A 12,899-nucleotide genomic window follows, 5' to 3' on the forward strand; every position below is an offset into this window, starting at 1 on the left:
CAGTGCCCAGATCTTCCAGCTATCAGCGCAATCAGTCAACTAATTCGACGGAATCAGGGCGAGGGCTCGCACTCGCGCCGTGTATATAGTTAACTATTAACACTCATTACACCTTCGGAAGCGCCTGGAGCGTGCACTGTGAAGATCGTTGTCTGCGTGAAGCACGTGCCCGACGCCACTGCGGACCGCACCTTCACCGAGGACGGCACCACGGACCGGGAGTCGGTCGACTCCCTGCTGTCCGAGCTCGACGAGTACGCGGTCGAGCAGGCCCTGCGGATCGCGGAGTCGGGCGTCGACACCGAGATCAGTTACCTCACGGTCGGCCCCGACGACGCCAAGGACGCGCTGCGCAAGGCGCTGGCCATGGGCGGGGACTCGGCGGTCCATGTGAGTGACGACGACATCGAGGGCAGCGACGCCTTCGGCACCTCACTCGCCCTGGCCAGGGCGATCGAACGGCACGGCTTCGATCTCGTCCTGTGCGGGATGGCCTCGACGGACGGCACCATGGGCGTCGTACCGGCGCTGCTGGCCGAGCGGCTCGGCGTCCCCGCCGTCACCCATCTCGATGACCTGGCGGTCGAGGGCGGCACGGTGACCGGCCGCCGCGAGGGCGACGGCGCGACCGTACGGATCACGGGCGCCCTGCCGGCCGTCGTGTCGGTGACCGACCGCTCCGGGGACGCCCGTTACCCCTCCTTCAAGGGGATCATGGCCGCGAAGAAGAAGCCGCTGGAGACCCTGGACCTGGCCGACCTCGGGATCGAGGCCGCGCAGGTGGGTCCGGCCGGCGCGCGGTCGGCGGTGGACACCGCGACCAGGCGCCCGCCGCGCACCAAGGGGGAGATCGTCGCCGACGACGGCAGCGGCGGCACCGTACTGGCCGCGTTCCTCACCACGAAGAAGTTCGTCTGACCTCACCCCCGTCCCGAAGGAGTTGCATCACCGTGGCCGAGATCCTCGTCCTCGTCGACCACACGCACGGCGCCGTACGCAAGCCGACCCTCGAACTGCTCACCCTGGCACGCCGGCTGGGCGAACCCTCGGCCGTGTTCATGGGGCGGGGTGCCGACTCCGCGACCGACGCACTCGGCCGGTACGGCGCACACAAGGTGTACGTCGTGGACGCCCCCGAGGTGGACGAGTACCTCGTCACCCCGGCCGTCGACGCCCTCACCCAGATCGCCGAGCGCACCGGTCCGGCGGCGATTCTGCTGCCTTCCGGGCCGGACGGCAAGGAGACCGCCGCCCGAGTCGCGCTCCGGCTCGGCTCCGGGCTCATCACCGACGCCGTCGACGTCACCGCCGGGGCGGACGGCCCCGTAACCGAGCAGTCGGCGTTCGCGGCGACCTACCAGGTCACCGCGCACATCACCCAGGGCGTGCCCGTCATCACGGTCAAGCCGAACGCCGCCGCCCCCGAGCCCGCCCCCACCGACCCCGTCGTCGAGAAGCAGGACATCGTCTTCGGCCCGGCCTCCGCCGCCGTCAAGGTCCTGTCCCGTGCCCCGCGGGAGCGCGGCGACCGTCCCGAGCTGACCGAGGCCGACATCGTGGTCTCCGGCGGCCGGGGGGTGAACGGCGCCGAGAACTTCGCCGTCATCGAGCGGGTCGCCGACCTTCTGGGCGCGGCCGTCGGGGCGTCCCGTGCCGCCGTGGACGCGGGCTGGTACCCGCACAGTCACCAGGTCGGCCAGACCGGCACCCAGGTCTCCCCGCAGCTCTACCTCGCCGCCGGCATCTCCGGCGCGATCCAGCACCGGGCGGGCATGCAGACGTCCAAGACCATCGTCGCCGTCAACAAGGACGCCGACGCCCCCATCTTCGAGCTCGCCGACCACGGTGTCGTCGGGGACCTCTTCGAGGTGCTGCCGCAGCTGGCGGACGAGATCGAGCGGCGGCGGAGCTGACCTCCCGCACCCGATCTTTCACCCCCGGCCCTTCCCTTCGATCACCCATACAACTAAAATCGCTAACTGATTACATCCATTGACCCGAAGGAGCGTCATGTCGAAGATCTGGGTCAACTCGGGGGACTCGCACGTGATGGAGCCCGCCGACGTGTGGACGGAGCGGCTGTCGGCGCGGCTCGGCGCCCGGGCACCCCGCAGCGAGCGCGGCGAGAAGTACGAGATGCTCTATATCGACGGCGAACGCATCGACCGCCAGCTCGGCGACTTCATGGACGCGATGCGTCCGCCCGGCGCCTGGGATCTGAAGGTCCGGCTCAAGGACCTCGACCAGGAGGGCGTGTGGGGCCAACTGGCCTTTCCCTCCATGGGGTTCTGGCTGGTGTCGATCACCGACCGGGAGCTCGCCCGGGAAACCGTGCGGGCCTGGAACGACTGGGCGCACGAGGAGATCCTCAGCAGGAACAAGCGTGTCATCACCACCGCCTGCGTCTCCACGGCCGACATCGACGACGCGGTCGCCGAGCTGGAGCGGGCGGCCGAGCTGGGTTTCCAGGCGGTCTTCCTGCCGTGCTCGACACGGGAGGGCGAGGAGTACGCCCTCGACCGCTGGGAGCCGCTGTGGACCGCGGCCGAGCGAGCGGGCATGGTGCTCGGCTTCCACATCGGCACGGGCGGACAGAACGTCGTCTTCCGCGGACCCGGCGGCGCGGTAGTCAACTACATGGAGACGACCTACCCGGGCATGCGGGTGGTGTCCCACATGGTCGCGGGCGGCGCCCTCGACCGTCATCCCGACCTGAAGATCCTCATCGCGGAGGGCGGCGCCGGCTGGGTGCCCGCCATCGGCGACCGGATGGACGAGGCGTACCGGCAGCACGGGATGTTCGTCCGGCCCAAGCTGAGCCGGCTGCCCAGCGAGATCATCAGACAGCAGGTGTACGCCTCCTTCCAGCACGACAAGAGCTCCGTGGAGATCGTGGAGTCGACGGGCTACCGCAATGTGATGTGGGGTGACGACTACCCCCATCTGGAAGGCACGTACGGGCACACCCAGTCCACCCTGCACGACCTGTTCGACGCCGTGCCGGACGACATCCGCGAGCGCGTCACCCGCGGCACCTTCAACGAACTCTTCCGCCTGCCCGAGCAGACTCCCCAGGAGGCGGCCGTCTGAGCGGCAGCAGGGCACAACCGACGGTGACCACTCCCCCGTACCCCGAGGACCTGGAACGGCCCGGCCTCGTCAGGACCGGGCGGTCGACGTTCCTCAGGCCCGTCCGGCCCGAGGACGCCGACCGCCTGGTCGACTTCGTCGGCAGCCTGTCCCGCGCCACCCTGGCCTACCGCTCCCTCGGCCCGGTGGTCCGCGCCCGCGACGACGTCATCCGGCGCGGCGCGCACGTGGACTACCTCAACGAGCTGGCCCTCGTCGCCCTGTCCGGCGACGAGATCGCGGGTCTGGTCCGCTACGTCCGCGACCCCGAGGAACCGGAACACGCCGAGGTCACCTTCACCATCCGGGACGACCACCAGAGCGAGGGATTCGGCAGGCTGCTCCTGGAGCACATCGCCGCGGCCGCGCGCGCCCGCGGCATCCGGGTGCTGGAGGCCGATGTCCTCGCCGACAACACCCGGATGATCAACGTGTTCCTCGGCTCCGGCTACCGGATCGAGACCGGCCCGCCCGGCCAGATCATCCACTTCGAGATCGCCATCGACCCGCAGGCGCTGGCCGTGGCGCGGGCCGAGCGCCGCGAGCACACGGCCGTACGACGTTCCCTGCGGCCTCTCCTCGAACCGCGGTCGGTCGCCGTGATCGGCGCCAACCGCGACCCGCTGACGATCGGCCACGAGATCGTGGCCAACCTGCTGCGGGGCGGTTTCGAGGGCAGCGTGTTCCCGGTCAACCCACGGGCCGAGGAGATCGCCGGGGTACGGGCGTACGCCGGGGTGCGCGATCTTCCCGAGGCGCCGGACCTGGCATTGATCGCCGTACGGGCCGAAGCGGTGCCCGAGGTCGTACGGGAGTGCGCGGAGGCCGGGGTCAAGGCGGTGGTCGTCGTCTCGACGGGCTTCGGGGAGACGGGAGCCGACGGACGGGCGACGGAACTCGAACTGGCCCGATTCGCCCGCGCCTCCGGAATGCGCCTGGTGGGCCCGAACTGCATGGGCGTCGTCAACACGACAGCCGCGGCGCGGCTGGCCGCGACCTTCTCGCCCGCCCTGCCGACGCCGGGCCGGGTGGCGATGTCGAGCCAGTCCGGGCCTCTGGGGCTCGCGGTGCTCGACTTCGCCAAGCGGCTACGGCTCGGTTTCTCCGGGTTCGTGTCGGTGGGTCACGCGGTGGACGTGTCCACCAACGACCTGTTGCAGTGGTGGGAAGAGGACCCCGCGACCTCGGTGATCCTGCTGCACGTCGAGACCTTCGGCAATCCCCGCCGGTTCGCCCGCATCGCCCGCCGGATCGCGCCGCGCAAGCCGATCGTCGCCGTGCATCCGGGCCACGCGGACTCGGCGGTGAGTTCGCTGTTCGCCCAGTCCGGCGTGATCCGCACCCGCAGCCTGCAGGAGCTGTTCGACGTCGCCCTGCTGCTCGCCCACCAGCCGCCCCCGCCCGGCGACCGGGTCGCCGTGATCACCAACGCGGGCGGGCCGGCGGCGCTGACGGTCGGCGCGTGCGCGGCGAGCGGGCTGCGCGTACCCGCGCTCGGTGAGCACACGCGGCAGCGGCTCCGTTCGGCACTCGCCCCCCATGCCGACGTCGCCAACCCGATCGATCTGACCCCCACGGCCACGGCCGCCCAGTACCGGCAGGCACTGGACGCTGTCCTGGCCGACGACGGCATCGACGCGGCCGTCGTCCTGTTCATGCCCCCGCTCGCGGACAAGCCCGACGAGGTGGCGTCGGCGATCCTCGACGCCGCGGCGATCCGGCGCGAGAAGCCGGTGGTGGCCAGCTTCCTGGGCGGTGCCGGCGTCGCCGATCTTCTGCACCGGGGTGACCTGGTGGTACCGACGTACACGTTCCCCGAGGCGGCGGCCGCCTCACTCGGGCACGCGGCGGCCTACCAGGCCTGGCGCAGCACCCCCGCGGGCGTCGTCCCGGATCTCGCCGGCGTCGACACCGAGCGTGCCCGCTCGCTGATCGCCGGCCACGCCCCCGGTCCGGTCCCCGGGACAGTCGCCGCCGAACTGCTGGATTCGTACGGAATCACCGTGCGGGCCATCGAACCGGGCCCCGGCCCGGACGCGTTCCTCTCCGTCGACGCCGACCCGGTCTTCGGTCCGGTGATCTCCTTCGGCCTCACCGGGGACTACGCCGACCTCATGGCGGACGTCGCCCACCGCGTCACCCCGCTCAGCGACCGCGATGCCCGCGAGATGGTCCGCTCGCTGCGGGCGGCGCCGCTGCTGGACGGCCGGGCGGGCGGGCCGGGGGCGGATCTGGCGGCCCTGGAGGAGACCGTCCTGCGGATCTCGGCGATGGTCGAGGACCACCCCGAGATCGAGGCGCTGGAACTGCGCCCCGTACGACTGCTGCCGCCCGGGGACGGAGTCGCCGTCGCACACGCGACGATCCGGCTGGCGGACAACACAACAGGAGGCGGTCCGGCATGAAGGTGGGCATCTACTTCGATCTGCGCAACCCCCCGCCGTGGCAGCGGAGTTGGTCGCGTGTGTACGGCTTCGCCCTGGAGATGTGCGAGGAGGCGGACCGGCTGGGCATCGACTCCGTCTGGTTCTCCGAACACCATGGTTTCGAGGACGGATACCTCCCCCAGCCGCTCACCATGGCGGCGGCGGCCGCCGCCCGCACCCGCCGGGCGCGCTTGGGCACGGCCGTGGTTCCGGCGCCGCTGCACGCGGCCCCGGAGATCGCCGAACAGGCCGCGATCGTCGACATCATCAGCGACGGCCGCCTGGACCTCGGGCTCGGCACCGGCTACCGGGTGCCCGAGTACCGGCTGTACGGAGCCGACCTCACCAAGCGTTACTCCACCACTGACCAGCGGGTACGGGACATCCGATCCCTGTGGGCCGAGTCCCTGGTCACCCCCGGACCGGTCCAGGACCCGCTGCCGATCTGGCTCGGCTACCAGGGCCCGCAGGGCGCCAGACGGGCGGGCCGACTCGGTACCGGGCTGTTGTCGCTCAACCCGGCGCTCCTGACGCCGTACCGGGAAGGCCTCGCCGAGAGCGGGCACGACGTGTCGGCGGCCCGGATGCAGGGCTCGTTCACCACGTTCGTCACCGAGGACCCGGAGGGCGACTGGCCGGTGGTCCGCACACATCTCTCGTACCAGTGGGACAGCTACCGCCGTTACATGGTCGAGGGGACCGGCCAGCCGGTCCCCCGCCCCATCGACCCCGAGAAGTGGCGGGAGACGGGGCTGAGCGCGACCGGCGTCGGTCAGTTCCTGTACGGCACCCCGCAGGAGACGGCCGACGCCATCCGGGCGTATGTGGCGGGGTTGCCGGTGGAAGGGGTGTTCCTGTGGGCCTCGCTGGCCGGGATGCCCGAGGACATGGTGGCCCGCCAGGTCCAGCTCATCGCCGGGAAGCTGCGCCCGCTGCTTGCCGATGTCTGACCCTTCGATGCCCGATGCCCGATGCCCGACCAGAGGAGTCACACCATGTCCGCGACGACACCGACGGGGCCTTGGGCCGGGGCGGACTTCCAGGAGCCGCCCCGGACCCCGGGCGGGGTGGCCCTGTGCGGGGCGTGCCGTGCCGCCGGCTCCTGCCGGCTGGGGGTGAAGCGCGAGCGGCTCGACGAGGACGGCGCGGCGCGGTTCGAGCTGACCTGTCCTCGTGATCAGGAGGGCGGGCCCGATGTCGCGCACGGCGGCTGGACCGCTGCCGTACTGGACGACTGTCTCGGCCATCTCCCGCTGCTGCACCGAGTGTTGAGCGTGACCGCGGAACTGACCGTGAGCTTCGTGAAGCCGGTGCCGGTGCAGCGGCCGCTTCAGGTCCGGGCCTGGGTGGAGAAGCGCGAGGGCAGGCGCTGGTACATCGCGGGCGAGATGGTGCTCCTGCCGACGCGTGCCGTCCTGGCCCGGGCCTCCGGGATCTGGGTGACCCGGGACCAGGGCCACTTCGCCCGGCACAAGGAGTGGCTGGCGGGACAGGACGCGGACGGCGGGTCTCAGTAGGATCGGAGGCCCATGCTGCGGGCGATCCCGTTGCGCTGGATCTGGCTGGTCCCTCCGGAGATCGTGGCGACGATCGACTCCCGGTACCTGAAGCTCATGACACTCTCCGTCGAGAAACCGTGCCCCGCGCAGACCTGCATCCCGAGCCGGGCCGCCGCCACGTACGTCTCCGACCCCTTCAGCTTCGCCATCGAGCCCTCCCGCGTGCAGGGCTTCCCCTGCGCCAGCAGCCACGCGGCGCGGTAGGCGAGCAACCGAGCCGAGTCGATCTCGGTCTGCAGGTCGGCCATGGCGTGGGCAAGCGCCTGGAAGTTGCCGATCGGGCGGCCGAAGGCGTGCCGGGTACGGGCGTACTCCAGCATCTCGTCGAGCGTGGCCTGTGCCGCGCCCAGATAGCCGCCGCTGATGATCACCTTCTCCAGCTCGATGTTGGAGAGCATCACCTTCCAGCCCTCGTCGCGCGGGCCGACGAGGTTCTCCTTCGCCACCAGGGCACCGTTGAAGAAGACCTCGTTGGTGCCCAGGATGTGCCGGGCGAGCGTCGGCGTCCGGCGCACCTCGACCCCCTCCGTCGACGGATCGACGAGCAGCAGGCTGATGCCGCCGTGCTTGGGCTCGCGCGGCCCCGTGCGCACATAGGTCGCGATGGTCGTGTCGGGCAGCCCGCCGCCCGTGCACCAGGCCTTCTGGCCGCGTACGAGGAAGTGGGCGCCGTGATCCTCGGCGGTGGTGCGCAGCGCCGCGGCGTCCGATCCGCTGTCGGGCTCACTGAGGCCGACGGCGAGCCGGTGGCGTCCCGTCATCACCTGCTCACGGATGAACGCGCGCTGCGCCTCGTCACCCCATCGGAACACCGTGATCCCGGGGATGAGCACCCCGATGTAGCACATGGCCACATCGAAACTGGCCCGCCCCAACTCCTCAGCGATCAGGACGAGTTCGATCGGCCCGCCGCCGTCACCGCCCTCCTCCTCGCTGAACGGAAGAGAGAACCACCCCAGATCAGCCATGCCACGGAACAGCTCCGGCGGCACGACACCCTCCTCGTCCCACTCCTTGGCCTTTTCGGCCGGGCACACATCGGCGACGAACTGCCGTGCCGTCGCGCGCAACAGATCCTGCTCGTCGGTAAGCCCGAAGTCCACGGCCACTCCTCGCCACGAGTCGGCTATTCATCTAGCTAATTATTCTATGTTAGCTGATAACTGGAGGGGTGGCAGGGGTCAGCCGGCGGCGCAACGGGCCGACCCGGTCGGGCGCACGACGAGCCTCGACCGCCTGCCGCGACCTTCCGCGGAAGCGGAAGCGGGCGATCCTGCTCGCCTCGCCAGTCCGCACGGCACAGCGGACGTCCGCCTCAGCACAGGCCCTTCTCACTGCGGATGCGGGGAGTTCCCTGCGCCGGGCACACGCGTCCCTCAGCGGCTGTTGCGCCGCCGCTCGCTGCCGGCCGCGGCCCCGATGAGCAGCGAGTCGAAGAAGCCGTGTCCGTGGGACAAGTTCTCGACGATCTCCGGCCTCCCCTCGTTCACGCCCTCGGCCACCTCGTTGGCGGCTTCGGCATCTCCTTGCGATCCTCGATCGTCCGGCTCACCGCCTCCCCAGCGAGCCAGCGAGCGGGGCTGGAACGGGCCGCTGGTGCTGTCGGCCGCTGTTGCTGTGTGGCCCCAGTTCGGGAGGCCGCTACACAGGCGAGGCCCCGTGGCTTGGCCAGCCGCTCGGTCCGACAATGCGCGGATCGTTTGGGTGAGGCGCTCGGTACAGGTATCACCCGGCCCTGCGGGAACTGCGCGCCCACATGCCCCCTCCCCTCAGGCGCGTTCACCCCACCGAGGCTGTCGCCGCCCGCCTGGCCCGTGCCGTCGAGCAGCGGCGCACCGCCGTCTGCATCCCCGCACCGCCGTCTACATCCCCTTGGAAGCCGACGACACATTGCACGCCACCGGCCTACTGGGGGCCGGCGGCCGCGCCGACCGCTCCGCTGCGGCGGACCGCCGTGAGCGTCGGTAGTCGTCGCGTGCGGAGCAGCAGACGCCGCAGATCGCAGGAAGTGGCAGGCGTGCCTCTGGCCGTCGGTGCACGGCGGCTCAGGAGGCGGCAGCGTCGTCGACCGTTTCCCGAACCTCCAGGATGCTGTCGACTCCGGTGATCTCACAGAGCCGCTGAAGCTGCGGTGACGGCGCGACCACGCGCAGGGTGCCCGCCCGGTGGGTGAGGATCAGAAGGTTGAGAAGCGTCGAGTCCGCGAAGGTGACGCCGGAAGCGTCCAGGATCACCTTCGGATACTTCCTGGCCGCGGTCTTCAACGCGTCTGCCAAGGGCGTGATCGAGTGCATGTCGTAGGCACCGAGGACGGTGACGACCCAGGCCCCGTGCCATTCGTACTGCCGCACCGCGGGCTCTTGCGAGGCACGCTCGGGGACCTGTTCCGGCAACGGATTCCCGCCGGTGTTGCTCATGAGCGGGGGCATGACGGCCTCGTCCGAGGGCACCGTAGGGCTCCTTCCGTGGCACTCCCTTGCGGGAGCATGTCACTCGTCACCTGAAAAGTATGTCATGTATCTGCGTTCCCGCAATGCTCCCCCTAAGATGCCGAGCATGGTTGGAGTGCCCGAATCACACACCGGATGGACGTTCATCACCAGCCACGCACGCGTGCTGGCAGCCATCGCCGACAATCCGAGCGTCCGAGTCCGTGACATCGCTGCTCACTGCCGGCTCACCGAGCGCGCCGTCGCGCGGATCATCGCCGACCTCGAGCAGGGCGGCTACCTCTCCCACACCCGCGACGGGCGCACGAACACCTACCGCATCGAACCCGACAAGGTACTGCGCCACCCCGCCGAGGCCGGCCTTCCCGTGGCTTCCCTGCTTTCCCTGCTCGTGCAGGACGAGACCGAACGCATCGGCAAGCCGGTCGCTCAGCAGTAGCACGTGGTTGTGTGCACACCGGCAGCGGCGCCGCTGCCCGGGGCCGTCTCCCTGAGCCGGGATCACCGCGTGTCGACGATGCCGCCCGTCACGGCTCCGGCCGCGCGGCGCGTTCCAGGGGAGCCTCGCTGCCGATGTGGGCGAGCCCGTCCGGCGGCATGTGCGGGTCCGCCTTGTTGAGCGGCGTCCAGGTCGGGCCCGGCACGACCACGTTGGCGCGGACGCCTCGCCTGGCCGGGTGTACGGCGGCGGACTTGGTCAGGGTGATCAGCGCGGCCTTGGGCGCCGCGTAGTCGATCATCGACGTACTGCCCTGAGGGCCTCCTCGGTCGCGGTGGCGATGACGGCGTCGCCGGGCAGCAGCAGACAGCGCCGCCGTGCTCTCCACCTCGCTTCGGACCTGTTCCGCGTCGACCTGTTCCTCGGGCAGATGGACGATGGCCACGTCAGCGCCCTCGCGCGCGTACAGCAGCGCCATGACTCGGCCGATTCCGGAGTGGGCTGCTGCTGTTTGTCCGAGTCGTCCACGACGGAGCCGTGCTTCATGGGCCACGCCGTTCTTTCCCGCACCGCGTGCCCGTATCAGCGGCAGAAATGTTCCCCGTTGCCGGGAGCAGGCTCAGCGTGTCCGCCGACCGGGCCGTCGACCTGAACCTCAATCCAGGCGTGGAGACCGACATGGGTGAGGGAGACGACGGGCCGCTTGCACACGACAAGCTGATGGCATCGCAGATCCTGCTCATCGCCCCACCCACCTGGCTCGGCCGCCCTTCCTCGGTCGCCCAGCGTCCTGGAACGCATGGATGCCATGCTGAGCGAGACCGGCGAGGGGAATCGGCCCGTGGCCTACAAGCGCGTTGCCGGGGTCCTGGTCACCGGCAACGAGGACGGCGCCCATCACGTCATCAGCGAGATCAGCGGCGCACCGGGCGACATCGGCTATACGATCCCCGGCCAGGCATGGACCTACTGGCGCTTCGGCCCCGGGCCCGACTACCTCGACGACGACCGCGGCCATGACTGGTCGGCCTCCACCGCCCGCGCGATGGCCTCCAACCTCGTCCACACCGCCCACGCCCTCTCCGACCGGCCCCTGCCCGCGCCGCCCTCTTGAACTGGCCGGGCAACCGATCGACGTCGCGGTGCTCGACGTCTCTCCACCGGGCACCACGAGGAAGCGTGCCGCCGCACGCGAGCCGGCCCGGGAGAGCCGGCGCGCAGAGCGTCTTCCCCAGGGGGTCGGCGCTGCCCGTCGAGCGGACAGCCCGACCCGTGCGCTGCGAAGGATCAGTCAGGCAGCCGGTCCAGCAGCCACTCGCCGAGTTCCTGGGTGATGGCGGTGTGCGCCGTCGTGGCGGAGGAGCAGATGAACTCGTCGAACTCGCTCTCCTCCGGAGGCAGGTCGCCGATGTTCGCGTAGAGGTCCTTCTGCTGGTCGATGTCGCGGATGGCGACCGCGCTGACCGAGGGGACGAAGCAGACGCTCTCGTGCCGCAGATCGACCTCTGCGCCGGCCTTCTTCAGTGTGTCGGCGAGGATGCCGTACGAGCGGAGGGTGCCGCCGGGGGCGCCGTCCAGTTCGGGGAAGTCGTTCGTCGTGATCGTCTTCTCGGCCGGGGGGAACCTCCGCTTCAGCTCGGCGACGATGACGTCCTTGCCCTGTGCCTGGGTGTAGAACGTCGTGCCCGGGTAGATCCGCTCGACCTTCAGCGCGGTCTCGCCGGGCGGGATCGCCAGGCCCGTGCCGTCGCCACGGCCGTTGGCGAGGGCCAGTTTGAGGGGGATGGCCGGCCAGCTGCCGATCCGCGCCAGTTCCTCCAGGAACTGTTCGCGCTCGGGGGCGATGCCGATCTCCCCGGTCTCCGGGTCGTAGTGCCGCCAGAGCATCTGGCGGGCGGCCGGGCTGTTCATCTGCCGGGCGAAGGGGTTCTGGACCGGGATGAAGTGTGCGAACGCCTGGAGGCCGACGGGCACGACGGCGCCGCGGTGCGGGCTGTCGTAGGAGAAGTACAGACGGGTGCGGTGGTCCATCCGCCGCATCTCCATCTTGGCGAGGGCGTAGCGGGTGACCAGGCCGCCCATGCTGAAGCCGCCCACGGTCAGCGGCGCGTCGCCCAGTTGCTCGGCGGAGGTTCGCAGGATGGCGGCCATCGCGGCATCGGCGTTGTCCAGGACCGAGGCGGAGCGCTCGTCGAATCCGAGCAGGATGACGTCGCGGCCCCGGCGGCGCATTTGGCTCAGGAGGGGGTAGTCGCGGTCGAGACCGGCGTACAGCAATTTCAGGTCGCTCTTGCCGAGGTTGAAGCCGTCGGCCATGATCACCGGCCGGGTGATGCCTCGGTTGCCTTCGCCGTAGAAGACATGTGCGAAACCGTTGGGCAGTTCCCACTGTTCGTCGGGTTCCGGCACCGGATACGGCAGCGGGACCGACGGCTCGGCACTCACGGGGGTGGCGAGCGTGAACTCCCCGACGGTCCGCTCGGCCTGCTCCTGCTCGGACAAGGTCGTCTCCTTCCATGCGCGCGCATGGCACAGCAGCCCGCTCCGGAAGCGGACTGAAGGACTGTGAGCGGCGCGAAGACAGACCCATCGTCAGAGGTGCGGTCGCCGACCGGACATGAAATGCCCGGTCCTTCATCCGTACGAAGGGATCGGGGGTGCGTGGCGAATATGCTCGGTGCGCCGCCCGTTCGGCCTACTGGAGAGCGGCGAACGCAGGGTCGGTCTGTCCCGTGCGCGAGAGCGCGGCGTCGTCGAAGAGCGCCGACTGGTGTCGCGTGCGTGGCGGCCGGTGCGCTCATCGTCTGGTGGTGTTCGGGCGCGTCGCGGAGGTCTGTCATGCCCGGAACGTCTGGAGCGGCCGCGATCAGCTGCCAGAGGCATCAGAGCGAGATGT

Annotated in this window: 11 protein-coding genes and 2 pseudogenes; 9 read left to right on the plus strand and 4 right to left on the minus strand. The window is 70.4% G+C overall.

Annotated features, from left to right (window positions below):
* The first annotated feature begins 156 nt into the window (after positions 1-156).
* From ACFT32_RS00865 to ACFT32_RS00890, 6 genes are all read left to right on the plus strand, one after another.
* On the plus strand, positions 157-918 hold the full coding sequence (locus ACFT32_RS00865; protein WP_382484243.1) for an electron transfer flavoprotein subunit beta/FixA family protein: 762 nt from the start codon (positions 157-159) through the stop codon (positions 916-918).
* Between the two features lie 32 nt (positions 919-950).
* Positions 951-1,913 carry an electron transfer flavoprotein subunit alpha/FixB family protein gene (locus tag ACFT32_RS00870; protein WP_382484245.1) on the plus strand — a complete coding sequence of 321 codons (963 nt, stop codon included), beginning with the start codon at positions 951-953 and terminating at the stop codon, positions 1,911-1,913.
* A gap of 97 nt (positions 1,914-2,010) precedes the next feature.
* Positions 2,011-3,090 carry an amidohydrolase family protein gene (locus tag ACFT32_RS00875; RefSeq protein ID WP_382484247.1) on the plus strand — a complete coding sequence of 360 codons (1,080 nt, stop codon included), beginning with the start codon at positions 2,011-2,013 and terminating at the stop codon, positions 3,088-3,090.
* A gap of 23 nt (positions 3,091-3,113) precedes the next feature.
* Entirely contained in the window at positions 3,114-5,534 is a 2,421-nt protein-coding gene (locus ACFT32_RS00880) for a GNAT family N-acetyltransferase (protein ID WP_382484250.1), read from the plus strand.
* Positions 5,531-6,505 carry an LLM class flavin-dependent oxidoreductase gene (locus ACFT32_RS00885; protein WP_382484252.1) on the plus strand — a complete coding sequence of 325 codons (975 nt, stop codon included), beginning with the start codon at positions 5,531-5,533 and terminating at the stop codon, positions 6,503-6,505. The genes ACFT32_RS00880 and ACFT32_RS00885 overlap by 4 nt, the downstream gene beginning before the upstream one ends.
* A gap of 45 nt (positions 6,506-6,550) precedes the next feature.
* Positions 6,551-7,072 (plus strand): PaaI family thioesterase, encoded by a 522-nt coding sequence (locus ACFT32_RS00890; protein WP_382484254.1) that lies wholly within the window; start codon positions 6,551-6,553, stop codon positions 7,070-7,072.
* On the opposite strand, the gene ACFT32_RS00895 is transcribed toward ACFT32_RS00890, so the two are convergent.
* Entirely contained in the window at positions 7,066-8,217 is a 1,152-nt protein-coding gene (locus ACFT32_RS00895) for an acyl-CoA dehydrogenase family protein (RefSeq protein ID WP_382484257.1), read from the minus strand. The two genes, ACFT32_RS00890 and ACFT32_RS00895, sit on opposite strands and share 7 nt — an antisense overlap.
* Positions 8,218-8,840: 623 nt before the next feature.
* Between ACFT32_RS00895 and ACFT32_RS00900 the strand changes: the two are divergent.
* Positions 8,841-9,082 (plus strand): annotated as a pseudogene (locus tag ACFT32_RS00900) (short-chain dehydrogenase); the annotation flags it as partial.
* A 77-nt stretch (positions 9,083-9,159) separates the two neighbouring features.
* On the opposite strand, the gene ACFT32_RS00905 reads toward ACFT32_RS00900, so the two are convergent.
* Positions 9,160-9,564, minus strand: a complete 405-nt coding sequence (locus ACFT32_RS00905; protein WP_382484260.1) for an STAS domain-containing protein — start codon at positions 9,562-9,564, stop codon at positions 9,160-9,162.
* Positions 9,565-9,670: 106 nt separating this feature from the next.
* On the opposite strand from ACFT32_RS00905, the gene ACFT32_RS00910 reads away from it, so the two are divergent.
* Positions 9,671-10,003, plus strand: a complete 333-nt coding sequence (locus ACFT32_RS00910) for a MarR family transcriptional regulator (protein WP_382484262.1) — start codon at positions 9,671-9,673, stop codon at positions 10,001-10,003.
* A gap of 88 nt (positions 10,004-10,091) precedes the next feature.
* Here the strand turns inward: ACFT32_RS00910 and ACFT32_RS00915 are convergent, their stop codons facing one another.
* Positions 10,092-10,481, minus strand: a complete 390-nt coding sequence (locus ACFT32_RS00915; RefSeq protein WP_382484264.1) for an SDR family oxidoreductase — start codon at positions 10,479-10,481, stop codon at positions 10,092-10,094.
* Positions 10,482-10,633: 152 nt separating this feature from the next.
* Between ACFT32_RS00915 and ACFT32_RS00920 the strand changes: the two are divergent.
* Positions 10,634-11,117: pseudogene (locus ACFT32_RS00920) on the plus strand (flavodoxin family protein); the annotation flags it as partial.
* A gap of 173 nt (positions 11,118-11,290) precedes the next feature.
* Here ACFT32_RS00920 and ACFT32_RS00925 read toward each other — a convergent pair.
* Positions 11,291-12,505: an esterase/lipase family protein gene (locus tag ACFT32_RS00925; protein ID WP_382484265.1), complete on the minus strand. Its 1,215-nt coding sequence runs from the start codon at positions 12,503-12,505 to the stop codon at positions 11,291-11,293.
* Between the last annotated feature and the right edge of the window lie 394 nt (positions 12,506-12,899).

The organism is Streptomyces sp. NPDC057002 (genome assembly GCF_042673825.1).
Taxonomy (GTDB): Bacteria; Actinomycetota; Actinomycetes; order Streptomycetales; family Streptomycetaceae; genus Streptomyces.

Excerpts from the sequence above, each read along its gene's own strand:
- ACFT32_RS00885 (WP_382484252.1), top strand. The coding sequence starts at position 5,531 with ATGAAGGTGGGCATCTACTTCGATCTGCGCAACCCCCCGCCGTGGCAG.
- ACFT32_RS00910 (WP_382484262.1), top strand. The coding sequence starts at position 9,671 with ATGGTTGGAGTGCCCGAATCACACACCGGATGGACGTTCATCACCAGC.
- ACFT32_RS00915 (WP_382484264.1), bottom strand. The coding sequence starts at position 10,481 with ATGGCGCTGCTGTACGCGCGCGAGGGCGCTGACGTGGCCATCGTCCAT.
- ACFT32_RS00875 (WP_382484247.1), top strand. The coding sequence starts at position 2,011 with ATGTCGAAGATCTGGGTCAACTCGGGGGACTCGCACGTGATGGAGCCC.
- ACFT32_RS00890 (WP_382484254.1), top strand. The coding sequence starts at position 6,551 with ATGTCCGCGACGACACCGACGGGGCCTTGGGCCGGGGCGGACTTCCAG.